Annotated in this window: 22 protein-coding genes and 1 tRNA gene; 12 read left to right on the top strand and 11 right to left on the bottom strand. The window is 64.0% G+C overall.

Going from position 1 to position 26,733, the window contains the following annotated elements; all coding sequences use genetic code 11:
• The first annotated feature begins 318 nt into the window (after positions 1–318).
• The 4 genes from ACR9ZN_RS17145 to ftrA all read left to right on the top strand — a co-directional run bounded on the left by ACR9ZN_RS17145 (position 319) and on the right by ftrA (position 4,435).
• Positions 319–1,335, top strand: a complete 1,017-nt coding sequence (locus ACR9ZN_RS17145; protein WP_481272746.1) for a lytic murein transglycosylase — start codon at positions 319–321, stop codon at positions 1,333–1,335.
• Between the two features lie 235 nt (positions 1,336–1,570).
• Positions 1,571–2,383, top strand: a complete 813-nt coding sequence (locus ACR9ZN_RS17140; RefSeq protein WP_481272745.1) for a transporter substrate-binding domain-containing protein — start codon at positions 1,571–1,573, stop codon at positions 2,381–2,383.
• Positions 2,384–2,502: 119 nt separating this feature from the next.
• The gene (locus ACR9ZN_RS17135; protein ID WP_454815289.1) at positions 2,503–3,357 is read left to right on the top strand and encodes an amino acid ABC transporter permease; all 855 of its coding nucleotides are present in this window, start codon (positions 2,503–2,505) and stop codon (positions 3,355–3,357) included.
• A 79-nt stretch (positions 3,358–3,436) separates the two neighbouring features.
• The gene (gene ftrA / locus ACR9ZN_RS17130) at positions 3,437–4,435 is read left to right on the top strand and encodes a transcriptional regulator FtrA (protein WP_454816821.1); all 999 of its coding nucleotides are present in this window, start codon (positions 3,437–3,439) and stop codon (positions 4,433–4,435) included.
• A gap of 253 nt (positions 4,436–4,688) precedes the next feature.
• On the opposite strand, the gene ACR9ZN_RS17125 is transcribed toward ftrA, so the two are convergent.
• Positions 4,689–4,988 carry an ArsR/SmtB family transcription factor gene (locus tag ACR9ZN_RS17125; protein WP_441770409.1) on the bottom strand — a complete coding sequence of 100 codons (300 nt, stop codon included), beginning with the start codon at positions 4,986–4,988 and terminating at the stop codon, positions 4,689–4,691.
• A 144-nt stretch (positions 4,989–5,132) separates the two neighbouring features.
• Here ACR9ZN_RS17125 and ACR9ZN_RS17120 point away from each other — a divergent pair, with 144 nt between their 5' ends.
• Complete coding sequence (locus tag ACR9ZN_RS17120) at positions 5,133–6,197, top strand: alkene reductase (RefSeq protein ID WP_454815287.1); 1,065 nt, start codon at positions 5,133–5,135, stop codon at positions 6,195–6,197.
• 233 nt (positions 6,198–6,430) lie between these two features.
• On the opposite strand, the gene ACR9ZN_RS17115 is transcribed toward ACR9ZN_RS17120, so the two are convergent.
• Entirely contained in the window at positions 6,431–8,038 is a 1,608-nt protein-coding gene (locus ACR9ZN_RS17115; protein ID WP_454815285.1) for a peptide chain release factor 3, read from the bottom strand.
• Between the two features lie 222 nt (positions 8,039–8,260).
• On the opposite strand from ACR9ZN_RS17115, the gene ACR9ZN_RS17110 reads away from it, so the two are divergent.
• Positions 8,261–8,335, top strand: a tRNA-Gly gene (locus ACR9ZN_RS17110).
• Positions 8,336–8,426: 91 nt separating this feature from the next.
• On the opposite strand, the gene ACR9ZN_RS17105 is transcribed toward ACR9ZN_RS17110, so the two are convergent.
• The 3 genes from ACR9ZN_RS17105 to ACR9ZN_RS17095 all read right to left on the bottom strand — a co-directional run bounded on the left by ACR9ZN_RS17105 (position 8,427) and on the right by ACR9ZN_RS17095 (position 11,428).
• Entirely contained in the window at positions 8,427–9,368 is a 942-nt protein-coding gene (locus ACR9ZN_RS17105) for a substrate-binding domain-containing protein (protein WP_481274366.1), read from the bottom strand.
• Positions 9,369–9,632: 264 nt separating this feature from the next.
• Positions 9,633–10,124, bottom strand: coding sequence for a hypothetical protein (locus ACR9ZN_RS17100; protein ID WP_454815283.1), 492 nt, complete (start codon positions 10,122–10,124; stop codon positions 9,633–9,635).
• Between the two features lie 80 nt (positions 10,125–10,204).
• Complete coding sequence (locus ACR9ZN_RS17095; protein WP_481274365.1) at positions 10,205–11,428, bottom strand: aminotransferase-like domain-containing protein; 1,224 nt, start codon at positions 11,426–11,428, stop codon at positions 10,205–10,207.
• 654 nt (positions 11,429–12,082) lie between these two features.
• On the opposite strand from ACR9ZN_RS17095, the gene ACR9ZN_RS17090 reads away from it, so the two are divergent.
• Together ACR9ZN_RS17090 and ACR9ZN_RS17085 are read left to right on the top strand one after the other, a co-directional pair.
• Positions 12,083–13,219 (top strand): radical SAM protein, encoded by a 1,137-nt coding sequence (locus ACR9ZN_RS17090; RefSeq protein ID WP_481272744.1) that lies wholly within the window; start codon positions 12,083–12,085, stop codon positions 13,217–13,219.
• A 3-nt stretch (positions 13,220–13,222) separates the two neighbouring features.
• Positions 13,223–14,077 (top strand): hypothetical protein, encoded by an 855-nt coding sequence (locus tag ACR9ZN_RS17085; protein WP_481272743.1) that lies wholly within the window; start codon positions 13,223–13,225, stop codon positions 14,075–14,077.
• Here the strand turns inward: ACR9ZN_RS17085 and ACR9ZN_RS17080 are convergent.
• Both ACR9ZN_RS17080 and ACR9ZN_RS17075 read right to left on the bottom strand, forming a co-directional pair.
• Positions 14,056–14,727: a DUF4386 family protein gene (locus ACR9ZN_RS17080; protein ID WP_454815277.1), complete on the bottom strand. Its 672-nt coding sequence runs from the start codon at positions 14,725–14,727 to the stop codon at positions 14,056–14,058. The two genes, ACR9ZN_RS17085 and ACR9ZN_RS17080, sit on opposite strands and share 22 nt — an antisense overlap.
• A 37-nt stretch (positions 14,728–14,764) precedes the next feature.
• On the bottom strand, positions 14,765–15,904 hold the full coding sequence (locus ACR9ZN_RS17075) for an FAD-dependent monooxygenase (RefSeq protein WP_481272742.1): 1,140 nt from the start codon (positions 15,902–15,904) through the stop codon (positions 14,765–14,767).
• 131 nt (positions 15,905–16,035) lie between these two features.
• Between ACR9ZN_RS17075 and ACR9ZN_RS17070 the strand changes: the two genes are divergently transcribed.
• Positions 16,036–16,659 carry a LysE family translocator gene (locus ACR9ZN_RS17070; protein ID WP_454815273.1) on the top strand — a complete coding sequence of 208 codons (624 nt, stop codon included), beginning with the start codon at positions 16,036–16,038 and terminating at the stop codon, positions 16,657–16,659.
• Positions 16,660–16,747: 88 nt separating this feature from the next.
• Here ACR9ZN_RS17070 and ACR9ZN_RS17065 read toward each other — a convergent pair whose 3' ends face one another.
• Both ACR9ZN_RS17065 and ACR9ZN_RS17060 read right to left on the bottom strand, forming a co-directional pair.
• Entirely contained in the window at positions 16,748–19,141 is a 2,394-nt protein-coding gene (locus ACR9ZN_RS17065; RefSeq protein WP_481272741.1) for a glucan 1,4-alpha-glucosidase, read from the bottom strand.
• Positions 19,138–19,974 (bottom strand): ROK family protein, encoded by an 837-nt coding sequence (locus ACR9ZN_RS17060; RefSeq protein WP_454815269.1) that lies wholly within the window; start codon positions 19,972–19,974, stop codon positions 19,138–19,140. The genes ACR9ZN_RS17065 and ACR9ZN_RS17060 overlap by 4 nt, the downstream gene beginning before the upstream one ends.
• Positions 19,975–20,307: 333 nt before the next feature.
• On the opposite strand from ACR9ZN_RS17060, the gene ACR9ZN_RS17055 reads away from it, so the two are divergent.
• The gene (locus ACR9ZN_RS17055) at positions 20,308–20,472 is read left to right on the top strand and encodes a DUF1127 domain-containing protein (RefSeq protein WP_082979645.1); all 165 of its coding nucleotides are present in this window, start codon (positions 20,308–20,310) and stop codon (positions 20,470–20,472) included.
• Positions 20,473–20,683: 211 nt separating this feature from the next.
• Here ACR9ZN_RS17055 and ACR9ZN_RS17050 read toward each other — a convergent pair whose 3' ends face one another.
• Both ACR9ZN_RS17050 and ACR9ZN_RS17045 read right to left on the bottom strand, forming a co-directional pair.
• Positions 20,684–20,896, bottom strand: coding sequence for a hypothetical protein (locus ACR9ZN_RS17050; protein ID WP_454815267.1), 213 nt, complete (start codon positions 20,894–20,896; stop codon positions 20,684–20,686).
• On the bottom strand, positions 20,893–21,609 hold the full coding sequence (locus ACR9ZN_RS17045) for an aldolase (RefSeq protein WP_454815265.1): 717 nt from the start codon (positions 21,607–21,609) through the stop codon (positions 20,893–20,895). The genes ACR9ZN_RS17050 and ACR9ZN_RS17045 overlap by 4 nt, the downstream gene beginning before the upstream one ends.
• A gap of 199 nt (positions 21,610–21,808) precedes the next feature.
• Here ACR9ZN_RS17045 and ACR9ZN_RS17040 point away from each other — a divergent pair, with 199 nt between their 5' ends.
• Both ACR9ZN_RS17040 and ACR9ZN_RS17035 read left to right on the top strand, forming a co-directional pair.
• On the top strand, positions 21,809–24,973 hold the full coding sequence (locus ACR9ZN_RS17040; protein ID WP_481272740.1) for a hypothetical protein: 3,165 nt from the start codon (positions 21,809–21,811) through the stop codon (positions 24,971–24,973).
• Complete coding sequence (locus ACR9ZN_RS17035) at positions 24,970–26,640, top strand: SWIM zinc finger family protein (RefSeq protein ID WP_481272739.1); 1,671 nt, start codon at positions 24,970–24,972, stop codon at positions 26,638–26,640. Before ACR9ZN_RS17040 ends, ACR9ZN_RS17035 begins: the two co-directional genes overlap by 4 nt.
• Positions 26,641–26,733 lie beyond the last annotated feature (93 nt).

The raw sequence follows: 26,733 nt of genomic DNA, 5'->3' as shown, positions 1-26,733 counted from the left end.
CCAAAGCGCCTCCCGTGCCACAGATTCGTGCCCGCAACAATGCCACGCTCTGCCGGTTGCCGCTTTCCTCTTGCGTCATGCCACGATTGCAGCCATGAGAAGCGCGCCTTCCGGTCGAGCAGAATTTGCTGATAGCACCCACGAACGGGCACTATCAGGAAATTCTGCAGGCGTTTGAGATCCAGCAGAATTCCCTCTGGTCGGGCCACGGGCTCGACCAGAGGGAATCCGCCTAGGCCTTGCTCTTTCCCGGCAACCGCCACATTTTGCGCATTCTTGTTTGGCTTTTGTGGCTCTTCTTCCCTCCGAGATGGTTTCATGCGCACTGCCCCCCTGCTTGCTGCCCTGTTGCTGATGGCCTCGCCAGCCCTGGCCCAGACGGAGCCGCAACCTTCGCCGCCCCAAGCCCAGCCACAGCCTCAGGCCGAACAGCAGCCTCAAGGTCAATCCGCTCCCCAAGCCCAACCTGCTCCCCAAGCCCAACCTGCTCCCCAAGCCCAACCTGCTCCCCAAGCCCAGCCGCAATCCGGGACGCAGCCCGCCGCACAGCCCCAGGGGCAGGCACAGCCGCAGCCCCAGACTCAAGTCCAGGTTTGCACCACGCCCACCGATCCCGTCGGCTTCCCGGCCTGGCTGGAGAATTTCAAGAAGGATGCGCTGGCCCGGGGCATCGGCACTCAGGGAATGGCGGCTCTGGACGGCGTCAGCTACGACCCCAAGGTGATCGGGCTCGATCGCGCCCAACGGAAGACCTTTTCGCAGACCTTCGAGGAATTCTCGGGCCGCATGGTCAATGCCTACCGCATCAAGCGCGGCAAGCAGGTGATCAAGAAGTACCAGGCGGTGTTCGACAAGGCCGAGGCCGAATATGGCGTGCAGGCGCCGATCATCGCTTCCCTGTGGGCGCTCGAGACCGATTTCGGTGCCAATGTCGGCAAGTTCGAGAGCATCCGCTCGTTGGCGACCCTCGCCTTCGATTGCCGTCGCGGTGACAGGTTCCGCCCCGAATTGTTTGCCGCCCTCACGATCGTAGACAAGGGCGACGTGCCGCTGCACGAAATGCGCGGCGCCTGGGCGGGCGAGATCGGCCAAGTCCAGTTCATGCCGACTTCCTATCTCAAGCATGCGGTGGATTTTGACGGCGATGGCCACAAGGATCTGGTCAAGAGCCAGGCCGACGTAATCGGTTCCGTGGCCAAGTTCCTGTCAGGCCGCTGGCAGCGCGGCGCCGGCTGGAACCCTGGCGAGCCGAATTTCGATGCCCTCAAGGCTTGGAATGGCAGCGAGCTCTATCGCAAGACGGTGGCGTTGCTGGCCACGAAGATCGCGGAATAGCCAAAAGGCCGGTCCCGAGACCCAATGCAGTCACTTAAGCGTCTTCGAATTTGCACGATCTTTGTGATTGCCGGGCTCGACCCGGCAATCACAATTCGGAGCGTTTGTCCCTTGAGTGAACCGTATTAGGTCCCAAGACCGGCCTTTTCCATGTGGGGACCGTGAAAATCCCCTGTTCGGCATGAAACCCGCGTGGCAAGGTTGCGGCTTGAGCCCGCCACACCGGAGTTTCCCGATGCTTCGCCGCACCTTTCTTGCCCTTGGCGCCCTCGCCGCCATGGCCGTTCCCCTTGGATTGACCCAGGGACCGGCCGAGGCCCAGACGCTGCCTGATCTCAAGGGCCGTACCATCGTCGCCGTCACCAAGAACGCCTATTTTCCGCTGAACTTTACCGATCCGAAGACGGGGCAGGGCATCGGCTGGGAATATGATGCGATCAACGAGATCGGCAAGCGCCTCAATGCCAAGATCGAATGGAAGACCTCGTCCTGGGACGCCATGATCCAGGCCGTGCAGAATGGCCAGTTCGACATCGGCATGGACGGCATCTCCATCACCGATGAGCGCAAGAAGCAGGTCGCGTTCACCGACCCCTATTTGGTGTCCGAGCAGTTCATGCTGGTGCGGGCCGATGAGAAGCGCTTCACGGACGCCAAGAGCTTCGCAACCGACGACAAGCTGTTCGTCGGCGCCCAGTCCGGCACCACCAATTTCTTCGTCTCGGTCACCGATCTGCTTGGCGGCAACGACAAGAGCCCACGCCTCAAGCTTTTCGAGACGTTCGGGGCCTCGGTACAGGCGCTTAAATCGGGCGATGTCGATACGGTGCTGATGGACAAGGCCGGCGCCGAAGGCAACATCGCCGCTTCGCCCGACAGCTTCAAGATCGTCGGCAATGGCCTCGGGCATGACGAGTTCGGCTTCATCCTCAAGCAGGGTTCCGATCTCATCGGTCCTGTCAACGGTGCCCTGGCTGCCATGAAGGCCGACGGGACGACCAAGGCTCTCGATAAGAAGTGGTTCTTCGACTACAAGACCGCGAACTGAGCCGGTGTCGGCCGCCCGGTGCCATGGCGTCATGGCGGGCGGAACGAAGCGATGACGAAAACGCCCATCGGTCCGATCCTCGGGCCGCCTGCCTCACTTCCGGATCTTCCTTTCTGCAGATGACGACATCTCCCGCCGCCGGCACGCCCCGCCATGCGCCACCGCCGCCGCCCTCCTTCCTGTCGAAAGTGCCCTGGTGGCTGGTGATCCTCGTCGTGCTCGGGGCCGGCGTCCTGATCGGCGGCCTGGCCAGCGAGCAATATCGCATCATCTTCGGCGTGGTCGGGCAGGGGCTCTTCGTCACCATCCGGGTGACCGTGATCGCCTTCGCCGCTTCATTGATTCTCGGCACCATTCTTGCGCTGGGCCTGGTGTCGCACTCGCGCTGGCTCGGGGAGGCGCTCAAGGCCTATGTCGAGGTCATGCGTGGCGTGCCCATGATCGTGCTGCTCTATTATATCGCCTTTGCGGTCGGCCCGGCACTGATCGAAGGCTATGTCGCGCTGTTCGGCCCAGCCATCGCCGCCGGTTTCATGCCGGAGATCACCATCCGCGATTTTAGTTTCGAGTGGCGCGCGATCTTCGCGCTGACCCTGGCCTATTCGGCCTTCATCGCCGAGATCGTGCGCGGCGGTATCCAATCCATCCCCGCAGGACAGTTCGAAGCCGCGCAGGCCCTCGGCCTTACGCGCTTCAAGACCATGCGCCTGGTCGTGCTGCCGCAGGCCTTCAAGACGATGACGCCGCCGCTCGGCAACGACCTCGTCTCCATGCTGAAGGATTCCTCGCTGGTGTCCGTGCTCGGCATCGCCGACATCACCCAGAACGGCAAGACCTATACCGCTTCTACCTTCCGCTTCTTCGAGACCTATACGGTGGTGGCCTTCTTCTATCTGGTGATGACCATCGGCCTGACCCTCCTGGTGCGCCGGCTGGAGCAGCGCATGCGTCGCAACGAGGTTCGGCAGGATTAGGGGTACTGGAGGGTCGATCTGGAGATCGACCCTACAAGGAGGTTGGAAACCCACAGTCCCTTGCGCCGTCCTGGCCGAACTGGCACATTCCGTCAAGATCATGCCAGATGTTTCCTCTCCCGCCGGTCCCCTCGTGGCCGTGCTCGTCTATGATGGCCTCTGCACCTTCGAGTTCGGGGTGGCCTATGAGGTGTTCGGCCTGCCGCGCCCCGAGATGGGGCCTTCCTGGTATCGCTATGCCACCTGCGCCATCGAGCCCGGCCCGTTGCGGGCGGCAGGCGGGCTGACGGTGGAACCGCATGCCGGCCTGGAACTGCTGGACGAGGCCGATCTCGTCATCGTGCCGGGCTGGCGTGGTATCGACACGCCGGTGCCGGCGGATCTGATCGCCTGTCTCAAATCCGCGCATCGGCGAGGTGCCCGCCTGATGTCGCTGTGTTCCGGTATCGCCGTGCTCGTCGCCTGCGGCCTGCTCGATGGCCGGGAGGCGACCACGCATTGGCGCTATGCGGCTGATATCGGCGCTCGCCATCCCAGTATCGTGCTCGACCCGGACCGGCTCTATGTCGACCTCGGCGACGTTCTCACCGCTGCCGGCAGCGCGGCGGCGCTGGATCTGTGCCTGCATGTGATCCGGCGGGACTTCGGGCCGGATGCCGCCAACACCGTGGCGCGCCGGCTGGTGGTGCCCCCGCATCGCGATGGCGGCCAGGCCCAGTTCATCGAACGGCCGGTGCCACGTGAGCGCGAGTCCGCCCGGCTCGCCCCGTTGATCGACTGGCTGCGGCAGAATTTGGCCCTCCCCCATCGTATCGAGGCGATTGCCGCTCGTTCCGGCATGAGCCAGCGCACCTTCCAACGCCGTTTCGAGGAGACGACGGGGTTGCCGCCGGGAGAATGGCTGGTGGCCGAGCGCGTGCGGCTGGCTCGGGAACAGCTCGAGCGCAATCTCGGCGCCTCGCTCGGTGACGTTGCCGCAAGCTGCGGCTTCAATTCGCTGGAGACGATGCGCCATCATTTCCGGCGTCGCGTGGGCGTCAGTCCTGCGGCCTATCGGGCGCGCTTTTACGGCGGGTAGCTCTTCCTGAGATTGCAGGCTTCCAGCCTGTTTCTTCCTAGCCGGAGCCTGTCCAAGGCAGGCTGGAAGCCCATAGGCGCCAACTTTGCGAGTGGAGGCGCCTGAATCGAGGTGTGCCGATCTCCAGATCGGCATCTTCCTGCCGGCAAGCACGGCGCTTCCAAGATGGTCGATCTGGAGATCGACCCACCAGATAAGCACCGAGTTCCACAAAGTTAGCGCCTATGGGCTGAAAGCCTGCGATCTAAGAAGTTTAGTCGGCGAATTTCAGCACGGATTGCAGCAAACCCGGGAATTTGTCCTCGACGTCCGGACGCAGGGCGACGAAGCAGCGCGTGCCTTCCTTGCGGTGGCTGACGATGCCGGCCTCGCGCAATTGTTTGATGTGATGGCTCAGCGTCGAATTGGCGACCTGGCAATCGAATTCCGTCGATCCCTTCTCGCCCTCCGCGAGCAGCGTGGTGACGATGTGCAGCCGCACCGGATCACCGAGGGCGGCCAGAACGCCGATCAGATTGATGTTGTTCACATCGGGGTGAGGGTGTTGCTTCATGGTTTCTTCTACCTATATTCGACGAACATCGAACTTTGAAACTTTAACGCCTCGGCGAGCCGACCACCAGTTAAGTCTGTGTAAGCCAGGTGCAGGAGTGTCAATCGATCACCCAGAAAAGCCATTTGGAACAAGGTTCTTCCAATGCCCTCCTTACTTGATCCCATTCGTATCGGCGCGCTCGACCTGCCCAACCGCGTCGTCATGGCCCCGTTGACCCGTACCCGCGCCAGCGCAGGCCGCGTGCCCAACACGCTGATGCGCGATTACTATGTCCAACGCGCCTCGGCCGGCCTGATCCTGACCGAAGCCACCGCCGTCACGCCGATGGGCGTGGGCTATCCCGATACCCCCGGTATCTGGTCGCGGGAGCAGGTCGAGGGCTGGAGGGTCATCACCAAGGCTGTGCACGAGGCCGGCGGGCGCATCGCCCTGCAGCTTTGGCATGTCGGTCGCATTTCCGATCCTGTCTATCTCGACGGGGCCCTGCCGGTAGCGCCGAGCGCCATCGCGCCTGCAGGCCATGTCAGCCTCATCAAGCCCGAAAAGCCCTATGTCACGCCGCGTGGACTCGAACTCGACGAGATCCCCGCCATTGTCGAGGCCTATCGCCAAGGCGCTGCCAATGCCAAGGAGGCCGGCTTCGACGGCGTCGAGATCCACGGCGCCAACGGCTATCTGCTCGACCAGTTCCTGCAGGATTCCACCAACAAGCGCACCGACGCCTATGGCGGCTCGATCGAGAACCGGGCGCGGCTGATGCTCGAGGTCACCGACGCGGTGATTTCGGTTTGGGGTGCCGACCGGGTTGGCATGCATCTCGCCCCGCGCGGCGATTCGCATTCGATGGGCGATTCCGACGCGCCGGCCCTGTTCGGCTATGTCGCCCGGCAATTGGACGCCCGCGGGATCGCCTTCATCTGCGCTCGCGAATACGCCGATGGTTCCAGCGTTGCTCCGGTGATCCGCAGCAATTTCAAGGGCGTCTTCATCGCCAACGAAAAGTTGACGGCCGCAGATGCGGAGGCCCTGGTCGAGAGCGGCGCAGCCGATGCGGCGGCTTTCGGCAAGCTCTTCATCTCCAATCCGGACCTGCCCAAGCGCCTGTCGCTCGGCGCACCACTCACCCCGTGGAATGCCGCGACCTTCTATGCCAAGGGCGCCGAGGGCTATACGGACTATCCGGCGCTGGAAGAAGTGCCGGCGTGATCCTCCTGGGAGCGCGGACTTCCAGTCCGCTCTTCCTGTCCTGCACGCGCAGCGTTTCCAAGAGCGGACATCGCGACATGCAGGCATGTCGCTAAAGCGTTTTGCGATTTGGTGGAATCACCAAGAATCGCAAAGACGCTCCAGCCAATCCGTAGGATTGGCTTGGAATCAAAGAGCTAGAGCAAAGCGCGTTTCCGTCTAAACGCGATTTGCTCTAGGGTGTCCGCGCTCCTTTACTTTGCCTTCTTCACGTCCTTGATGTCGGCGAAGACGATGGCCGGTGACCTTTCGCCCTGATAGCGCAGGTCGAAGGCGGATTTGGCCATGAACACCGGATCGCCGTCGAGATCGTCGGCGATCGAGAAGTTGTGGGAAGTGAGGAAACTGTCGAGCTCTTGCTTCGTCGGTGCCGAAACCCAGCGCGCCAGCGCGAATTCGGAGGGCTCGAAGCGGATCTCCAGCCCGTATTCAGCGGCCAGCCGGCCCTGCAGCACGTCGAGCTGCAGGGCGCCGACCACGCCGACCAGGGCAGGGGAGCCGTCGCGCGGACGGAACACCTGCACCACGCCTTCCTCAGCGAGGTCCTGCAGGGCGTCCTTGAGCTTCTTGGCCTTCATGGCGTCGGGCAGGCGCACCCGGCGCAGGATTTCCGGGGCGAAGCTGGGTACGCCGAGGAAGGCGATCTCTTCGCGCTCGGTGAGCGTGTCGCCTATGCGCAGGGCACCGTGGTTGGGAATGCCGACGACATCGCCCGCATAGGCTTCCTCGGCCAGAGCGCGATCCTGGGCGAAGAAGAATTGTGGCGCGTTGAGGCTCATCGACTTGCCGGTACGCACCTGCTTCACCTTCATGCCGCGCGTCAGCTTGCCCGAGCACAGCCGTACGAAGGCGATGCGGTCACGGTGATTGGGATCCATGTTGGCCTGGATCTTGAAGACGAAGGCGGACAAATTGTCCTCCGTCGCCTCGACCATGCGGGTGGCCGCCTCCTGGTCGCGCGGCTGGGGCGCGTAATCGCCCAGGCCCTTGAGCAGGTCGCCCACGCCGAAATTCTTGATGGCCGAGCCGAAGAACACCGGCGTCATATGGCCTTCGCGGAAGGCGGCGAGATCGAACTCGCCGCAAGCTTCCTGGACCAGCGCGATCTCCTCGGAGGCTGCTTCGGCGTCGATGGAAGGCACGGCGCGGGCGAGGGCGGCCGCATCACCGGCTTCGACCGGAATCGGCGCGGTGTCCTTGTCGAGCAGGCGGACATGGCTGGCTGCGAGATCATAGGTGCCGGCGAAGTCGCGGCCGCGGCCGAGTGGCCAGGTCATCGGCACGGTGGAGAGGGCCAGCGTCTTCTCGATCTCGTCGAGCAGCTCGAAGGGGTCGCGCCCCTCGCGGTCCATCTTGTTGATGAAGGTGACGATGGGAATGTCACGCAGGCGGCAGACCTCGAACAATTTGCGCGTGCGCGCCTCGATGCCCTTGGCCGCGTCGATCACCATTACCGCCGAATCGACGGCCGTGAGCGTGCGATAGGTATCTTCCGAGAAGTCTTCGTGGCCCGGCGTGTCGAGCAGGTTGAAGACGAGGCCCTCATATTCGAAGGTCATCACCGAGGTGACCACCGAAATGCCGCGCTCGCGCTCGATCGACATCCAGTCCGAGCGGGTATTGCGCTTTTCTGCCTTGGCCTTGACCTGGCCGGCCAGCTGAATCGCGCCGCCGAACAACAGCAGCTTTTCCGTCAGCGTGGTCTTGCCGGCGTCCGGGTGGGAAATGATGGCGAAGGTGCGCCGCCGCTCGACTTCGCGGGCGAGCGGGGTGAGGGCCGAAGTGTGTGACAGATCGTTCAAGGCGGAACCGCAGAAAAGTTTGAGGCCCAGAAGCGGGGGCGATCATCGGGAATTGGCGCGCTTTTGGCACGAAACGGGGCTCGCGTCACCCCCGGCGATATAAGCGCGGCCTGTGGATTGATCACGCAATGCAAAAAAACTGAAACTTGCCTGTTGCAATCCGTCACGGGCTTTGGCATAGAGCGCCCACGCCGATGCAACGAGCATCTGCGGCCCACGGAAGCGGGAGTAGCTCAGGGGTAGAGCACAACCTTGCCAAGGTTGGGGTCGAGGGTTCGAATCCCTTCTCCCGCTCCAGTGGACCCTTCGGGGAAACAACAAAAAAGCGGTCCTTCGGGGCCGCTTTTTGCGTTTGGAGCCAATGGCTGGCCAGTTGTTCCGTGATTTCCTACTTCTTGCCGCCCATCAGGGCGATGAAGTCGGCGGCCTTGTCCTTTTCGTACATGGAGCCGGTGGTGATGTCGAAGCCGGGCTTGATTCCGCCGGCCTGCATCGCGGCAAGCGAGAGAGCGAGATAGCTCTGGGCCTGCGGATCCTGCCAGGCCGCTGCCATGACATAACCTTCCTGCACCTCGTTGGCGGTATCGAGCGAATTGCCCCAGCCGACCACCGGAATCTCGCCCGGCTTCACGCCGACCTGGTCGAACACGCGCTTGATGCTGCCGGAGACGAGGTCGCCGAGTGGGAGAATCGCCTTGATCTTGCTGCGGTTGGCCGTGAGGTAGTCGCTCATGCGGGAGATGATGTCGGCCTGATCGAGCGTGGCGTCGGTGATTTCCCAGCGGATATTCAGCGGCTTGAACACGCTGGCGATGCCCTTTTCCTGGTCGGCGCCATAGGTCGCGCCCGGCACCTCCACCGGCATCCAGACGAAATCGCCCGATTTCACCAGTCCCTTGTCGACGAGGTAGCGAGCATGGTCGGCGCCGGCCTTGACATTGTCCCCGCCCACGAAGGTGGAAAAGCGCACGGTCTTGTCATCGGAGTTGAAGGCGATCACCGGGATCTTCTTGGCATTGGCCTCCTCGACCGGCTGCACCAGGCTGCCGGCCGCGGGGCTCGCCGTGACGATGCCGTCGGCGCCCGCTGCGATGGCGGCGCGGATGGCCTCCTGCTGCGAGGCGACGTCGCCATTGTGGAAGGAGGTGTTGACCTTGTTGCCGGTGTCCTTGGCCCATTGCTCGGCGCCGGCCAGGAAATAGGTCCAGACGGGGTCGGCGGCCGAGCCGTGCGAGATCCAGTAGAATGTCTTGGAGGCCGCCTCGGCCGGGGACGGGGCAGACGAGAACGCTATGCACAGCGCAGCGCCGGCGCCGAGCCCCCAACGCATCATCCGTCCGGCCAGAACTTTCAGTCGCATCATTTCCTCCCGATGTGATTGTTCGTTGTTGTGATGATGCCGCCACCAGTCTGAAAGATCGGTAAGCGCATCCCCGACGAAGCATCCTACATCGGCGGGCACTGCCAGATGCCGCAGATTCCATCATTCTTGTGCTGGCAGGTTTTTCGATCGCCCGAGGCCGCCTGGGATCGAGCCTTCTTCAGCAGATCGAGGGCGGCGCGATCGCCTGGCCCTGGCCTGCACTGGGCCGTGTCAGGGTCCGATCTGCCGGGCCTTGGCGAAGGCTTCGGCTTGCCGTTCCGCCTCTTCACGCTCTGCCACCACGCGCTCGGCCCGCTTTTCGCGCCGCCAGGCGATCAGGCTGTTGATGGTGAGGGCGGCGAAGCCGAGTGTGTAGACCGCGGCGACGAAGGCGCTGAACCAGGCATTGTTGTCGCCGGTCCGCAAAGCGCGCTGGAGTTCGATATAGGTGGCGATGCCGTAGATCAGCACCACCAGCATGATGAAGTTCTGCACCCGAGCGCCGAAGCGCCGGAGGATGAGATGTAGGCACAGATAGAAGAACGGCATCACCACGGCATTGGCGATGATGCGGCCAATCGGATGGAAGATCGAGGGCAGCATCTCGCCGAGCCAGCGCGCGCCGAAAAAGGGGACGGCCAGGAGCACCGCATAGAGCAGGCCGAGGCCGATCCAATCCAGCAGGCGGTTGGAAAATGCCGGTCTCGTCGGTTCTGCCGTCATGATCCCGTTCCGTGGACTGTACCCGCTCCGGATTTAAGCACATTCCGGAGCGAGGGACAGAGGAAACAGGGGCGCTGCGATCAGGCCGCGCCAGCTTCGCGAATGACGCGGCCGAGCCGCTCGATGCCCTGGTCGATCGCAGCGTCATTGGCCAGCGAGAAGCTCAGCCTGATCGTGTTGGCGCCCGAGCCGTCGGCGTGGAAGGCCTGGCCGGGCACGAAGGCGATGCGGGCGGTCTCGATAGCGCGGGCCAGGAGGCGGGCACCGTCCATGCAGTCGGGCAGCGTCACCCACACGAACATGCCGCCTTCGGGGCGCGACCAGCGCACACCAGCAGGCATGTGGCGTTCGAGGGCCGCCAGCATGCGGTCGCGCCGATGGCGATAGGCGCCGCGGATCTTCTCGACCTGGGTGGGGAAGGCATGTTCTGCCACATGGTGCATCGCCATCTGGTTGATGGTGGGGCTGTGCAGGTCGGAAGCCTGTTTCATCAGCACCAGCTTCTTGATTACACCGGCTGCGGCGCAGATCCAGCCCATGCGCAGGCCCGGCGCCAGCGTCTTGGAGAAGCTGCCGCAGGAGATGGTACGGGTGGCGTCGATATGGCCCTCGCGGGCAATGTCGAGCGCCAGGATCGACGGCACATCGGCGCCGTCATAGCGCAGGGATTGATAGGCCGTGTCCTCGATCACCACGATGTCGAGTTCGCGGGCGAGATCGAGCACGCGTTCGCGCCCGGCCTGGTCCAGCGTCTCGCCGGTCGGATTGGCGAAATCCGGCGTCAGATAGGCGAATTTCACCCGGCCGCCGGCCTTCGCGGCGGCGTCGGCATAGGCGGAAGGGGTCATGTTGCCTTCCACCGGCGCCAGCCTGTCATAGCGCGGCTCATAGGCGTTGAAGGCCTGCAGAGCGCCGAGGTAGGTCGGCCAGGTGACAAGGGCGGTATCGCCGGGCGAGATGAGCAGCTTGCCGAGATAATCGAGCGCCTGCTGAGAACCGGAGGTGATGAGGATGTTGTCCGGCCCACAGGTAACACCGATACGCTGCATCTGCCTGACCACCCAGTCGCGCAAGGGCGGGAAGCCCTCGCTGGTGGAATATTGCAGTGCCGCGCCTGCGCTGGCATCGCCGAGCACGCTGGCATAGGCCGTCCGGAAGGCCTCGCTCGGAAACAGGGCGGGGTCGGGAATGCCGCCGGCGAAGGAAATGATGTCCGGCTGTTCCAGCAGTTTCAAAAGTTCGCGGATTTCCGAGGCACGCATCCGTCCCGCCCGCGTGGCGAAGATCGCTTCCCAGTCCAAGATCCTGTTCTCCTGACAAACGGCAGCAAGACGCATGCCGCCACACAACCACGGCATCGCCTCCAATTGGAAAAAGCCTGCCCGTTTTCAGGGCGCGATGCTCATGTTGCGTGCAGCATCCTCCTTGGGAAAAAATATGTCAACAATGCTGACATATTTTTTCACTTGTTGCACGAGGCAGGTCGGCACCATGCGTGAAGGAGGCGGTCGATCACCTACCAGATCCGTCGAATGGGTTTCTGTCGAGATCATGGGTCAGTTTCAGATTTCGGGCCGGCTGAACCGTGGCATGGAAAGGCTGTACTGGTACTATTATCCTTGTTTTACTGGCGCAATAACACTAGTTGGCGCTGAAAACAACATTAAGAGGACATTGCATGTCGCGCGAATTCATGATTTTATCTTAATTCTGCGAATTAAGTTGGAGGGAATCTGATGATTGATCCAATTTCTTCTTCGTTCTATCTCTCTATTTTTGACAATTCGATAGAAATATTTAAAGAAAATAAAGTATCTGATGATATGGAGATGGTCGATAGAGTCGATCTTATCTCAGGCATCTTGGAGAATAGGGAGTCGTCGACAGGTCTATTGCCTGAGGAGACGGCCACTCTTCTTCATCTTATACGCCGCAATCCGGATCAGAAACTTCGTGCAATGGTTGTGGAGGCGGCCCGCAGGCAACGCCAGAGAACCTTCGGCCAGAGCGTGGCGACGATGGTGCCGATCGAGGTGACGTCCTTTTGCGCGAGCACCTGCCGTTTCTGCGGCTGGCGCGCCGACAACAAGGAAATGGTGCGCCTTTCCATCACCGAAACCGCCATCCGTGAGCAGGCACGCATTCTGGCGCGCAAGGGCTTCTCCCATTTCGAAATCGCGGGCGGCGACGACCTGACCCTGCTGCAGCAGCATCTCAAGGGACTGGTGCGCGGCCTGAAGGAAGAAACTTCGGCCGTCAATCCTGAGGCGCGCGTCTCGGTCTGCCTCGTGCCGATGCATGAGCAGCACTATCGCGATCTCAGACAGGAGGGGCTCGATTGCGTGCTGACCTGGCAGGAGACCTATGACCGCGAACTCTACGGCTATCATATTCCGAGCGGACCGAAAGCCTGGGGTGTCGACGAACAATTGCGCCTGCAGAAGAAGACGGACGAACCCGTCGGCTTCCTGCATCGGCTGCGCTCCCAGGAATTGGCCATACGCGCCGGCCTGCAGGCCGGGCTCGGGGCGATGATCGGCCTGTCGAAGGTCACCGAGGCCGATATCCTGTCCGTCGTCCTGCATGGCCGCCGGCTGATCGAGCATTATGGCGATGCGGTCGAGCCCTTGATCATCGGCATGCCGGCCTGGAATCCGATCCTGACACAGGCGACGGACAACCGGCCCGCCAGCGAGTTTGATTTCGACACACAGGGCAATTTCGAACTGATCGCCGCCATCTATCTGCTGGCCTTCCCCGATCGGATGGCCTGGGTCTTCGCCAATGGACGGGTGCCGCCGGATATCCAGACCGATTGCGTCGAGACGGCGTGCTGCTTCACCTCGACCCTGGTCCAGATCTCGCCGGGCGCTTATCTCGATTTCAAGCAGGCGGAACTCGACACCATGTTCGAACGGGTCCGCGGCGTTGCCGAGGCGACGCCGACCTTCGAGGAGGTGATGTCGGGCGAGCAGTTCATGCATTATTTCGCTAGCCACGAGGAGTTCGTGGCCGGCTTCGAGGCGCGCAACCTGCATGTCGTCTCCGATCGGAGCTATTTGCGGCGGGCCGATTGGGCAGTGGCCGCGGAATGAACCATGCTTTGCTGGCAGCGCAAGGCCGATCGCCTGGATCTCCGCAAGCGGGGCCCGATCGACGAGCGGGCCCTGTGGACGGAGCTTCGACCCGTGCGCTGGCTGGCCGAGGCCGAACGCCCTGAAACACCGGTCCTGGAGATCGTCTCCGTCTGCAAGTCGGAGGTGCCGGGACTGGTGAGCAATCACGGCCATGCTTTCGTTCGGCTCGTGGATGAAGAGGGCGGTGTTCGCCCTATCGGCTTCTTTCCTGATGAGAGCACTGGCATCGAGCCGGATGATTTCCCTGGCCTGCGCATGCCCGGCATGCTGCTGCTGCCGGACAAATATGACCGTATCGCCTGGAACCCGCTGATCACCCGCGTCATCCTGTCCCGGCCGGCCTTCGCGGGCATCTGCGCCAGCATCGAGGCGCTCCAGCGCGGCAAGGGCGAGGGTGAACTCAGCTTCGATCTGCTCGACCAGAGCTGCGTGGGTTTCGTCGTCCGCATCGCGCGCCTGGCTCGGATCCGGGTCGAGGCGGAAGTGCTGCTGACCGATTTCGCCGACGGGACAGAAGTGGACGCCGGCCCGACCTGGCGCCGACATCTCGGCCGTCTTCTGCCGAGGCCGCTCTACCGCCTCCTGTTCAATCTGGCGCTTTGCACCCATGGCGGCTTCTGCACCGTGTCCCGGCAATGGGACAAGGTTGGTGACGAGCCGGTACTGCGGGCAATCAGGGGCATAAGGCCGGTGTTTACGCGCTGGCGCGACATCTGGTCCCGCCACGTTCCGTTCTACCATGTGCGCGCCCTCAGGGAGTGGCAGCGCAAGGTCGAACGCGAGGGCCTCGAGCCCTACCGCCTCGCCGAGGCCTGATCGCCGGATCTGAGGAAGCGCAGGGAGAGGCCGGCCCACCAAAGCGGGCCGATGATGACGCCACCGAGGCCTGCGGCGACATCGACGATCAGCATCTGCTGGTTGGCGCGTGCGATGAAGGCGACGACATAGAGCAGGCCGCCGGCCATGCCGAGCAGGGCCAGGACCTTGGGGATCGTGCCGAGCCGCCAGCCCAGAGCACCGAACAGCAGGAGGCTTACGCCACTCACGAAGAAGATCAGCCAGCCTTGCGGATCGAGGACGAGTGAGAAGGAGGTGATCGACTGCCTCACGGCATCCGTACCTGCTGCGAAGGCCTGGGCGCGCTGGGCCTCGCCGCCGAGCAGGCGGACATAGCTGATGGCGGTGACACCGAAGCCGAGCTGGCCGAGCGAGGCTGCGAGCCGGGCGAGGCCGCTCGCCGGGCCTATCAGGCGCTGCACTTCGCTCATGGCGCAGAAAGCGGTGAGACCGGCCAGGGCGAAGGCCATCAGGAAGGCCTGGCGCCCGAACGGCGCCCCTGCCAGCGCATTCCAGTACTCCAGCGTGCCGGTCTTGAATTGCGAGGTCGGATCGAGAAAGAAGGTGGCGCCGGTCGCCGCATAGCTGAGGGCGCAGATGAGGCACACGATGCTGGCGGTTCTATTCATCCGAGTGCCCCTGTTCGATTGTTACCGCCATCGGCCATCAGGTTTCGAACAGTTTGAGGATGGCGCCTTGCGGCATCAGTCGCATGATGGTGTTGCGCAGTGTGGCCGTCACCGGCGTCTGCCATTGCCGCATCTTGCCTATCTTGCGCGAGCGCGCGACGAGGGGCGAGGTGCGCGCCAGCCCGATACCCTGGTAGGTCGACAAGGCCGCCGAAAGCTCCGAGCCGGCTTTGATGCAGTGCACCAGGGCCAGGGCGTCCTCGATGGCCTGGCAGGCGCCCTGACCGAGATCGGGCGTCATCGGGTGAGCGGCATCGCCGAGCAAAGCGAGGGCACCGTCGGTCCAACAGGGGAGCGGCAGGGTGTCATAGACGCCGGTGCGCACCAGATCCTCCGGATCGGTCGCGCCGATCACGCTATGGGCGAGGGGCGGCCAGTCCGCAAAATGCGCCAGGGCCTCGGCCTTGTGCGCGGGATGGATGGCAGGCTTGTCGTGCATGGCGCTGTTCAGCGTGCCGTACCAATAGACATAGTCGTCGCGGATCCAGAATACGCCGAAGCGGCTGCCGCGGCCGAAGAACTCGCGGTAGCGGCCCTTCGGGAAGGTGCCGGCAGGCAGTTTGGTGACGCCGCGCCAGGTCATCCAGCCGACATAGCGCAGCGGCGAGAAACCGATCATGGCATCGCGCAGGAAGGATCGCACGCCGTCGGCCGCCACCACCAGGGGAGCGCGACGTGCCGAACCGTCCTCGAAGGTCAGGCTAGCGCCCTCGGCCTGACGCTGATAGCGGACGCAGCGGCTGCCGGTGTGGATCCTGGCTGGATCGAGCGGACGCAACAATTCGGCATAGAGGTCGACCCGGCGCAGGCAGAGCAGAGGCAGGCCGCTACGCTCACGCACCGGCGTCAGCGGGATGGTTTTCAATGGTCTTTGCCGCCAGTCATAGATCTCGCCCAACTCCAGCGGGTCGGCCAAGGTCTGGACGCCGCGGTCGAGGCCGAGCCGACCGAGCGCCCTGAGCGCGTTGGGCCACAATGTCAGGCCGGTGCCGCCCATTCCGATGTGCGGCGACCGCTCGTGAATCTCCCAGCTCATTCCCGCCTGCGTCAAGGCGTTGGCGACGGCCAGTCCGCCTATGCCCCCGCCGATGATGATGACTTCGGGAAATCCCGACATGTTTGTATGATCCGCTCGAACCGGGTGTCCGCAGGCCTGAACGGGGTTGATTGTCGTATGGGCGCGGGCGGCTGTAAAACGGAAAAAGGGGTGGTGATGAACTCTCGACCTGATGACGGCGGAGCCGTTCGGTGAGTGTCGAAGCTTTCGTCAAGCTGTTCCTGCTGGTCTTTCCGCTGATGTTCAGCCCCGGACCGACGAATTTCCTCTGCGCGGCGGCGGGAGGCCGCCACGGCCTGATGCGATCGGTGCCGATGATCCTCGGCATGGACCTGATGGTGTTCCTGCCCGCTTTCCTGGTTGGCCTGGGTGTCACCGGCTTCCTGGTCAACTATCCCGGCCTGCTCATCATGGTGCAGGTCGTCGGGGCACTGGTCGTTCTCTATATCGCCTTCGAGATGGCACGGGGTTCGGCACTCAGCGCGTCGACGGCCACCGACGCATCGCCGATGGGGTTTTGGGGTGGCATGCTGGTACAGGGCCTGAACGTGAAGGGGTTGACGCTCCTGCTCATCATCTACGCCCAGTTCCAATTGCCCGATAAAGACCTAGTCGCCAATGCCCTGATCATAGCCGTCGCCCTCACCATCCTCAGTCTGGTCTCGCATTTCGTCTGGGCACTCGGCGCGATGTGGCTGGCCCGGCGCTTCTCCTCGCCCCGCGCCTTGCGCATCCAGGGCTTTGCCTACGCCTTCATGCTGGCGCTGGTCGCTGTCTGGATGTTGGCCTCGGCCTTGACGGGGGTGGGTTCGTGAAGGCAGTTGCTCGCCTCATTTGTAAGGGTGAGGGGTGGCGCGGCCTTCGTGGTAAAGGGCAAATACATTCGAGGAAGTTGCGCTTTTTCTACCCCACCGTCACCCGATAGTCCTCCTCCAGCCAGGGGCCGCCGATCGGCGCGAGGCGGAAGCGGATCTCGGCGCCATCAGGCAGGGTCGAGGTCGGCAGGTCGAGCACATGGAGGGACAGGCCCGCATCATGGGTTCGGCCTTCGTCATGGCTGGCCCAGCCGTCGAAGCTCCAGCGAATTGCCGAAAGGTCGGCGATTTCGATGCGCAGGACCTGGCCGGGGGCAATGGCTCGGCGCTGGTGGTTGAGCCGCCAGAAGCGGCGGTTGCTCGTAATCTTGCGCTTCAGATAACGCTCGACCGTCTGGGGCGGGGTGTCGAACACGGCCCCATCCCGCAGCGAGCGCAGCAGCTTGATATGCTCGCCATGGGCCCAGACCAGCGGCATGGCGCTGCCGGTCGGCTTGCCGAGGAAGAGTTCGTGCTCCGGCCGGTCGGCGCCGTCCCAGATCTGTTCGGGCAATTGGCCGCCAGGCCCCGCCGAGGCTTCGAGCGCTGCCAGCAGGCGCCGGGCCTCTTCAGGCCTGCCGGCAGCGAGTTCGTAATGGGCGCGTTCACCGGTCAGGAGCGGCCAGAGCCGGCCGACGCCGGTGCCGTCGAAGGCAGAGCCGTCCTCATGCTCGCCATAGCCGTCATTGTTGTAGCGATACCAGCAGGGGCCGCTGGGCAGATCCTTTTTCAGGAGATGGTCGATCGCCTTCACGGTCGCCACCATGCGCGGGTCGTCGGCGGCACGCAGGCCGAACCGCACCAAGGCGAGGGCGTCGGGACTGAGAAGCATCTTGGCGCTGAGTACGGCCTCCTGGGCGGAGCGGTTCTTGATGGCGACATTGCCGCCGAGGCCCGGCCCGTCCTCGGTGTCGCCGGGGCCGATGCGGACATAATAGCCGGGAATGCCGAGCGCCCTGGCAAGGTCGGTATCGCTGGCAAAGGTCCAGTCGTCGATTTCGGCATGCCATGCGTCGGCCGTCTCGCGCAGCAACGCGGCGGCATCCGGGCGATCCGCCGCGTCCATGGCGTCGGCGGCGGCGAGCAAAGCGGCGATTTCGACGGCAAGCGTGAAGGGCGAATAGCCGGCGTCCTCTTCCCAGCGATCCTCGTCGGTGACCGGCCCGTTACGCAGCACGAAGCTCGCGGCGCTCTCCACCATCGGTACGAAGCGCCTGGCATCGGCGGCATCGAGACTGCCGGCCCGCACGAGCATGTCGTAGAGCAGGATGGGGAAGGCGGTCTCGTCCATCTGGATGCCGTCCCAATAGGGATGGCCGTCGGTCCAGTTGTTCTGGGCCCAATGGCCGTCGCCCTCCTGGATGGCGGCGAGATAGTCGAGGATGCCGCGCGCGTCGGCCGGGCTGCCGGCCGCCAGGAACCCTCCGGCCGTCTCGACGAGGTCGCGCGGCCAGATCAGGTGGTAGCCGCCGAGATCGTTGTCACCCTTGTTGTAGCCCCAGGGCGTCGACAGGCTGGCGATGGCGCCGCCCGTGAAGGCGCCGGTGCGATGGGCGGCAAGCACGGCGGTGCTGGTGCGGTAGCTGGTGCCTTGAGCGGGGCTGATATGGTCGAGATCCTCGAGGCCCGCCTGCCAGCCCTGCCAGATGGTGCGCACGCGCCGGCGCGCGGGCTCGAACCCTTGCTGCAGGCTGGCGATGGCGTTGAGAGCCGCTTCCTCCGGCCTGAGGCCCAGGCCGAGGCTGAGCAGCACACGGCCCTGGCTGCCGCGAAGGTCGAGCGTGCCGCTCAGCGCGACATTGCCATCCTCGGCGCGGAGCCAGGCGGGGTTGACGCCTTCACCTCGTTTGAGGGTCTGCCAGCCGTCGGAAAAACCGACATAGCCGGCCGAGCGGGCCTGCCAGGGAACCGAGGCGGCGAGGGCGAGCGAATAACCGTAGCTGCCGCTGGCCATCAGCAGGCCGTGCCCCTTGTAGTCGTCGACCCAGGCGGTGTTGTGGCTGCCCTGGTTGACGAGGTGCGGCGACAGCAGCACGTGCAGGCCGTAATCCTCAGTCTCGCCCTTTAGAGCCTCGAATCGAATGTCCTGCAACAGGCTGTCGCGGAAGGGGTCGGCCAGCACAGTCTTGCTGATGCGATAACGCCCGTCCTGCGCCGTGTTGACGAGCTCGAAGATCGGGATGCCGTCGCTCTCCATGCGGATGTCGCCGTCGGCGTCGCGCTTTTCTTCGGAAAAATAGTCTGCCGCCGTGACCAGGAGGCCGCAATCCCTGATGCAGGCGAGGTCGATGCGCGGATAGTAGATCTCATTGAGGATGCCGTGGCTGAGTGCGAACCAGACACGGCTCGACGCGGAACCGGCGGTGCCGATGCCGCTCTTGGCGGCCGAGGTCCAGCGTGGCTCGACGCCCGGGGCACCGGGGGGCGGATTGGTTTCGCTCATGCCTTGCCCTTTTTGCCGATCGATTCGGCCTTGCGGGGTGGTCGAGACTTGCCGGGAGACTTGGCCTTGCTGGAAGGTTTAGCCTTGCGGGGCACCGCAGGGGCTTCTTCGGATTCGTGGAAATTCTTCAGGCGCCAGAGCGCCGCACCTCCGTCGAGGCCGGCATCGTTGGAGCCGAGCGTGACGTTGGCCGGTAGCGCGAGCTTCACATGCTTGGTGTTGCCGCCGCCGAGATAGAGATGGTCATAGTGGAACAGCACGAAGAGCACGTCGATGACATGCTTCAACCGCTTGTTCCAGCGCTTGTTGCCGATCTTCTCCCGTGCTGCCTCGCCGATATAGTCGTCATAGGTCTTGGAGCGGGTAATCGGGTGGTGGGCCAGTTCCATATGCGGCATCAGCTCGCCGTCACGGAACACCGCCGTCCCCGCTCCGGTGCCCAGGGTTAAGGTAAGCTCGATGCCCTTGCCTCTGATCAGGCCGAGGCCCTGGACTTCCGCATCGTTGATCAGCCGTATCGGCTTGTCGCCGAGTCGTGCCGAAAGTTTCTTCCCGAGCGGGAAACCGTCCCAGCCATCGGGAGCAAGGTGGGGGGCGGTGAGGACGCGGCCATGCCTGATCACGCCAGGAAAGCCCACCGAGATCCGGCTATAGGCGGGAAGGGACGCGACCAGCTCCGCCAGGGTCTCGACCAATAGATCGGGCGGGCAGGGATGGGGCGTGGCAACGCGCACCCGTTCTCCCTGCATCTGGCCGCCCGGATTGATGATCGCCGCCTTGAGGCCGGTGCCTCCAATGTCGATGGCGAGGATGTCGGATGTCTCCTTGGCCACGGGCAAGCTCCCTGATTGACGGCGACCCCAGCCTTACTGGGCTTCGTCGATGGAAAGGCGCAATTGTGGCTGGCTTGTGTTGCCGGCTTTATTTTGGTGGCGATCCTACCAGCTTGGTTACCCCTGCGGCAATTCGGAGGCGGAATCCGTCCCCGTTTGGGCGCCGGCATTCGATTGAGGCGGAATGTTGCCCTATTGCTAAGCGCTATGCACAAAATCCATGCAAGCGCCGCATACCGGGCATACGCGCCGGTCTGTGCGATTTTTTACCGTGCGGTGCAAAAGAGGAGTATATGCACTGCAACAAATCAATCTCTTCGGAAAGTAAGTGTCATGGTTCTCTTCGGTTTCGTCTCTTCGATCGCTTCTCGTTTCACGGCCTATCGCAATTATCGCCGTACCCTTCAGGCTCTCTCGGCTCTCGATGACCGTGAGCTTGCTGATCTCGGCATCTTCCGCGGCCGTATCGAGGAAATCGCTCGCGGCGCTGCTCGCTAATCGAGCTTAGCAACCGTTACGGAATGCAAAGCCGCCGGGATGATTCCCGGCGGCTTTTTCTTTGTCCTTGCTTGAGCAGGTTCCCCAGGAAATGCAGGGGCGCTTATGCTGCGCCTGCGAAAGGAAGGGGATAGCGTACCTCTTGGTTATACAGAGGCGTCCGTAGGGCCATCCGCGCTCAGCGCATAGCTCACGCAGCGCAGAAGTGATTCTAGGAGGCTTGCTGGCGTTCAAACCAGGCCAAGGCCGGTTCGGCCTCGGTAAACTTGACCTCCTCGTCCAGCTTCACCCGCTCACCACCCTTCTGTTCGAAGAGCCGGCCACGATAGAAAGTGGCAACGCCGCCCTCGGCAAGCGGCTTGTCGAGCTTCCACAATTCTGCCCGGCCGTTCTGGCGGATACGCACCCAGCGTAGTGCCGTCACAGGCCGTTGATCCGCATCAGCGCCGCAAAATGCAGCTTGGCCTGGTGGTCGAGGACATCAGTCCATTCGCGCGCCGTGCTCTCGATGACCTGCTGTGGAATGAGCTTGAGCGGCCGGCCGGTCGACATCGCCAGCACCTGCTGGCGGCAGGCGCGGTCGAGGTAATAGAGATCGTCGAAGGCGGTGGCGACGGAGGGGCCGCCGACGATGACGCCATGATGAGCCAGGAAGACGATATCGGCCTTCTGGTCCGACTTGGCGGAACTGGCGATGCGCTCGCCTTCCTTCTTGCCCGAGGCGAAGCCGCCGAATTCATCGTTATAGGCAGTTCGGCCGTAGAAGCGGGCCGCCGTCTGATGCGCCATTTCGAGCCGCCCCCCCTCGATCATGGTCAGGCTGGTGGCCCAGGGCATATGGGTGTGCAGCAGGCAAAGATGACGTGGATTGGCGCGGTGCCCGGCAATGTGGATGTTGCGCGCGGTCGCCTCCAGCTCGCCTTCGCCCTCCAGGATCTGCCCCTGTCCATCAACGAGCAGAAGATCGGCCGGACGCATTTCCGACCAGTGGACACCGTAGGGATTGAAGAGGTAGCGCTCGTCGGCACCCGGGACCTGCACCGAGAAATGATTGCAGATGCCTTCGTTGAAGTCGAACTTCGCGGCAAGGCGGAAGGCGGCCGCGAGTTCGCGGCGGAAGACGTCGATATCAGGCATTGCATTCGTCCGATCACGGGATGGGAAGCCTTCTTATCCCGTGCCGGCGGGCTGACCGCAACGGCCATGATGCCGCGCTGAAGGTGCCGCGCGGACTTGCCGGCAGTGTTTCCTCGGGATCGCCTGATGCGCGCAGCCGATTGACGCCGGAGGCGGAACTTGCCACACCTTCATCGAAGAATGCATCCATGGGGTGGTAATGAAACTCGTCCGTTCTGTCCGCCTATGGATGAAAGAGGGGACATCCGACAAGATCTACGAGGTGGATCTCGTCGATCTCGAGCGTCAGCAAGTCGAAGAACGTTATCTGGTCAATTTTCGATATGGCAGGCGTGGGGCGACGCTGCGAGATGGTACGAAGACACCTTCCCCGGTCGCGTTGTCATCGGCAGAAAAGCTTTATGACAGTGTCGTCATTTCGAAGGTGAATGACGGCTATCGTCGCATGGGCGAGGAAGCCAAGCCTGTGGCGACCTCCCAAGCGCCTGGTGAGGCGCCGGTGGGCGGACGCGATGGCGAGTTGCTGAACCAGCTCGCGTCCTGCCTACGTTCGCCCTGGCCCGCCAAGGAGCGCGATCGCCTGTTCTGGCGCATCGGCGTCATCCGTCTGAGGGCCGCTTGGCCGCAGTTCGCGGCCATGACCGAAAAGCTTGGCCCAAGCGAAGCGAGCTACAGCCTGGTGCATGCCCTGGCGCGCTGCGGCGGCCCGGATGCGGCCGGGCTTTTGGCCGGGATCGCCGAGACCAATATCAGCGCGATAACGCGCGACTATGCCGCCTACGCTCTCGCCAGCGATCTCCTCGGTCCGGCCCGGCAGCCGCCGCGCCTTGCGCTGCCCAGGGCCGGCAATGCGGCGCAGGCTGCGGCCATCGAGGCCGCCATCGCCGCCGCCGACGGCCATGCCCTGGTCGATACGCTGCTTGCCGCAGCAGCGATGCAGCCGGGCTTCGCCAACCAGTTCCTGATTGCCCTTGCCCATCGCGCGCTCGTCGATGCCGCCGCCCGCAAGGCTCTGCTGGCGGGGCTCGCCGCCGTCTCCGCCCGGCCTCCCTTCGTGCAGGTGTTGCGGCGCCTGTTCAAATATGCCGACCTCACCGATGATGGTCCGCTTTTTGCGGCGACGGCCCGCCAGTTCGAGCTGGCCTCGCCGATGTATCGTTATGCCTATCGCGGCCAGGTCTGGCTCCCGGGCGAGCGCAAGCCCCTGAAGCTCAGTGAGGAGCAGGCCAGCGCCACGCCGCGCGTCGCGCTGTCGGAACAGACGCTGCTTTATTTCAAGCGCCGAGCCTGGCGCAGCCTGCGCAAGCGCGGCGAACTCGGCCAGGACGCTTTCACCGCGATGGCGTGCGAGCTGCTGCTGGCTTTCAGCGATGCCGATGGCGAGAAGGCCTATGAGCAGCAGCATTTCGTGCAGGTCGACGGGCGGTATCAGCGGCGCACGCTCTATCATCCGGCCCTGCGGCGGATCTGGAGTCTCGGCCAACTGCTTCACCGCAATCAGCCTGGCGTACGCTTCCGTCTCAACAGGCTGAGCTTCTCGGTTGCCGACGAAGCGGGTACGGCTGGGCGCGGGGAGGCGTTTCCGGCGTTGTGGGACACCCAGCCGCAGCGCCTGCTGCGGGTGGCGGCAGGGGCACGCTGCCAGGCCGCGGCACTCTTTGCCGTCCAGGCCCTGCAGGAAGGGCCGGCGCGGCCGGCGGCGATGGATGCCGCAGCGATCCCTGACCTGCTGACCTCTCCCTATATCGAGGTGCTGGGCCTGGCGGTATCGTTGGCGCGCCGCCTCGTCGACGATGACAAGGCCGATGCCGCCTTGATCGCGGCCCTGATGCAGGCCGACCTCGCCGAGGCCCACATGCTGGCGATACGGGCGATCGCCGCGCGTCCCGAATGGCCCTGGTCCGAACCGGCTTTGGCATTGGCGGCCCTGCTCACCACGCAGGCGCGCATGCAGCAGGCGAGCCGCGATTGGCTGGAACAGCGCCCGCCGAGCCGGCAGCAGCGGGTCCGCCTGACCGAGGATTTCGCAGCCTGGCTCGGAACCTTGCCGGTCGAACCGGACGAGTGCCAGATCGTCGGCCTGCGCTTTGCCCTGTCTTTGCTGCCTGCTCTATGGCCCGCCCATGACTGCCCGCTGCCCCCGGCCGCAATCGAGGCATTGACGGGCCACAAGGCCAGCGTGGTGCAGGGGGCTGCGATCGAACTGCTCGCCGTTACGCCGATTCGCCCTGGCGAGCTGCCGCGCCCCTTCTGGGATGCCGTCCTCGCAGCCGAATCGCTGCCGGTGCGGTCCGCCTCCATGCGCCTGCTCGCCCGGCTCGAAGACGCTGAACTCGAAGCGCAAAGCCAGACCATCCTCGCGGCCGCCACCGGGGCCCACGCGGATCTGCGCGCGGCGGCCCGCCCGCTGGTGGCCCGGCTTGCTGCGCACAATCGCGGCTTTGCCGAGGCTCTCAGGGACAGGCTGATCGACGGCCTGTTCCGGGCCGAACCCTCCGACGGGCATGCGGCCGATATGGTCGAGCTGTTTGCCGCAAGCCTGCCCGATTTTCTCGCCGGCATCGATACATCGACGCTCTGGCGCCTGTTGCAGGCACGGGCCAAGGGTGCGCGGCTGCTCGGCACCCGGGCGCTCACGCAGAGCGATGCTTCGCGCTTTTCCGTCAAGCAGCTTGCCCGGCTCGGCAATCATCCCTTCGCGGCGGTGCGCGCCTTCGCCCTCAATGCCTTCGAGACCGACCAGGCCCGCTTCCTGGCAGCACCCGAGGATGCGGTGCTGCTGGTCGAAAGCGAGTGGGATGACATACGCGAGCCCGCTACACGGCGGCTGCTGGCCTGGCCCGATGGCGCCTTGCCGGCTGCCGCATTGGCGGTGATGGCCGATTCCACCTCGCCGGCCGTGCAGGAGAGTGCACGCCAATTGCTGCGCCGGAGCCTCGATACGGGCGATGCCGGCATGGTGCTCGCGCGCGTGCTCGAACACCCCTCGGGCAGCTTCCATCTCTTCGTCACCGAACTGATCACCGGACAGAGCCTTGCGAATCCCACCTTGTTCGCGACCTTCCTGACGCAGGCTCGCATCATCCTGATGCAGATCAATCGTGGCCGGATCGCCAAGGACCGCGTGTTCGCAGCGCTCCGGCGGGAGGCGCTCGAAAGCCATGAAAGGGCGCAGGCGATCTGGCGCCTCTTACATGATTTGACCCTCAGCGCTGTTGCCAAGGACCGGGCGCCAGCGCTCGCCATCCTCACCGAGATTGCCCGCCGGTGGCCGGATATCGCCTTGCCGATCGCCCAAGCCCCGATTCGTTTTACACCGGCCCGTCTGGCGGTTCCTTCAGCCTCGCAGGAGAGCGCGGCATGAATTTCGTCTACCGTTTTCTCGGCGAAAGCCGCGCCAGTACAGATGCAGGGGCGTCCACTTTCGGCTTCGCGCCCGATACGCTGCGCCAGCCGACCTTCTTCACCGGGAAGGTCGCGCGCCACCTCGCCTTTCGCGAGGCGATCTCCGCGCTGCACCATGTCGTGGTGTCGGATCTCAGGTTCAAGCCGCGCGATCGCACGGCCTATTTCGAATGGTTGAAGCAGAACGAGGCGGCCTTGCTGGCCGAGGCGGCCACCCGCCGCGAGGAACTGAAGCCGCGCATCGAAACGCTGCAAAAGCGCATTCGCACGCTCGATGACGAGAGCCAGCGCTTGATGAAGCCATTCTTCACGGCGCGGCAGGCCTATTTCAACTATCTCTACAAGCAAAATCGCGATGCCTGGATCGTGCTGGATCCGGTCATCACCGTGCATCCGGACGAGATCTTCTTCGAATGCTTCAGCTTGGATGAGTCCAGCTATGGGCGCCTGTCCTGCGATCACGACGTGTTCGAGCAACTCGGCGAGATGGCCTATGGCACCACCAATATCGACTACAGCCATGCGCTCTATGACGAATTCCAGAAGATCAGGACCTATCGCGACACCACGCTGAGCATCGATCCGTCCGGCTTCGAAGTGCAGACCGCCGACGACAACGGCTTCCGCGAGGAGAATATCGACCTCCCCGATAGCTGGGTCCGGGGCTTCCTGCAGGTATCGAGCGCCATGACCCTGCCGGCGCATGTCTTCGACCTCCATCCGATGGATCTTGCCAATATCCTCACCAGCCTCGCGCGCCGGAAGGAGCGCGTCGGCCCACGCTCGTTGCGCTTCCTGCTCAAGCCCGATGCGCCGGTAGAGGTCCTGGTCGAGCCCTGGGGCGAGCGCCTCACCTTCCGGCGCTCGATCTATCGGGGTCGGGAAGGAGGCGAGATCCGGCTCTGGGGCCGGCGCCGCCTCGCCATCCTGGAACGGGCGCTGCCGCTTGCCCGCAGCGTGCGCGTGCACCTCACCGGCACGGGGCTTCCCTCTTTCTTCGTGGTCGATTTCGGCGGGATCCGCTTCACCCTCGGCCTCTCCGGCTGGACGGCCAATGACTGGTCCTCGGCCGGTCAGTTCGATCTGCTGGCCCCCCGCCACAAGGTGGATGCCGATACGGCCCGGCGCGTATTCGCCGCACTCGGAGACCGGCATGCCGCGCCGGCGCGGGACCTCGCCCGTGACCTCGGGCTGGAGGAGGGTATCGTCCAGGCCGCTCTGGCCGCCTATACCCAGGCGGGGCGGGTGATGTTCGACCTCGACAAGGGGGTCTATCGCCGGCGCGAACTCACGCGCGAGCCCCTGGCGCTGTCGGAACTGCGTTTCGCCAGCGAGCAGGAGGCCAACGCCGATCGCCTGGTCGAGGCCAATCTCGTCACCATCGCCGGCGTCGACCGCAATCAGGGCCGTCGCGTCGTCACCGGCACCGTGCTCGACAACGCCCGCAAGGAGAGTGTCGCGCTCACGATCGACGCTGACGATCGCCTGGTCGAGGCACGCTGCAGCTGTCATTTCTACGGCCACAACAAGATGATGCGCGGGCCTTGCGAGCACATGCTGGCGCTCAGGCGCATCTTCCATGCAGAGGTCGAGGGCGTGGCGCAGGACAAGGGGGACGCGGCGTGAGGCTTCCCTTGTTTTCCGAGCCGTCGCCAGGGACGGCGCGCCGTCACGTTGGAGCTTTCTCACCGCTGTTCCGCCGGGAACGGCGACATGGCT

The organism is Labrys sp. HAY1-8F (genome assembly GCF_056754975.1).
Note: the sequence above shows the minus strand (reverse complement) of the source record. Positions and strands in the feature narration are given on the sequence as shown.

Coding starts and splice junctions, on each gene's coding strand:
- ACR9ZN_RS17120 (WP_454815287.1), top strand. CDS start 5,133: ATGCCCTCCTTACTTGATCCCATTCGTATCGGCGCGCTCGACCTGCCC.
- ACR9ZN_RS17080 (WP_454815277.1), bottom strand. CDS start 14,727: ATGAATAGAACCGCCAGCATCGTGTGCCTCATCTGCGCCCTCAGCTAT.
- ACR9ZN_RS17040 (WP_481272740.1), top strand. CDS start 21,809: ATGAAACTCGTCCGTTCTGTCCGCCTATGGATGAAAGAGGGGACATCC.
- ACR9ZN_RS17075 (WP_481272742.1), bottom strand. CDS start 15,904: ATGTCGGGATTTCCCGAAGTCATCATCATCGGCGGGGGCATAGGCGGA.
- ACR9ZN_RS17100 (WP_454815283.1), bottom strand. CDS start 10,124: ATGACGGCAGAACCGACGAGACCGGCATTTTCCAACCGCCTGCTGGAT.
- ACR9ZN_RS17045 (WP_454815265.1), bottom strand. CDS start 21,609: ATGCCTGATATCGACGTCTTCCGCCGCGAACTCGCGGCCGCCTTCCGC.
- ACR9ZN_RS17035 (WP_481272739.1), top strand. CDS start 24,970: ATGAATTTCGTCTACCGTTTTCTCGGCGAAAGCCGCGCCAGTACAGAT.
- ACR9ZN_RS17090 (WP_481272744.1), top strand. CDS start 12,083: ATGGTTGTGGAGGCGGCCCGCAGGCAACGCCAGAGAACCTTCGGCCAG.
- ACR9ZN_RS17105 (WP_481274366.1), bottom strand. CDS start 9,368: ATGCGTTGGGGGCTCGGCGCCGGCGCTGCGCTGTGCATAGCGTTCTCG.
- ACR9ZN_RS17145 (WP_481272746.1), top strand. CDS start 319: ATGCGCACTGCCCCCCTGCTTGCTGCCCTGTTGCTGATGGCCTCGCCA.
- ACR9ZN_RS17055 (WP_082979645.1), top strand. CDS start 20,308: ATGGTTCTCTTCGGTTTCGTCTCTTCGATCGCTTCTCGTTTCACGGCC.
- ACR9ZN_RS17125 (WP_441770409.1), bottom strand. CDS start 4,988: ATGAAGCAACACCCTCACCCCGATGTGAACAACATCAATCTGATCGGC.
- ACR9ZN_RS17135 (WP_454815289.1), top strand. CDS start 2,503: ATGACGACATCTCCCGCCGCCGGCACGCCCCGCCATGCGCCACCGCCG.
- ACR9ZN_RS17140 (WP_481272745.1), top strand. CDS start 1,571: ATGCTTCGCCGCACCTTTCTTGCCCTTGGCGCCCTCGCCGCCATGGCC.
- ACR9ZN_RS17085 (WP_481272743.1), top strand. CDS start 13,223: ATGCTTTGCTGGCAGCGCAAGGCCGATCGCCTGGATCTCCGCAAGCGG.
- ACR9ZN_RS17065 (WP_481272741.1), bottom strand. CDS start 19,141: ATGAGCGAAACCAATCCGCCCCCCGGTGCCCCGGGCGTCGAGCCACGC.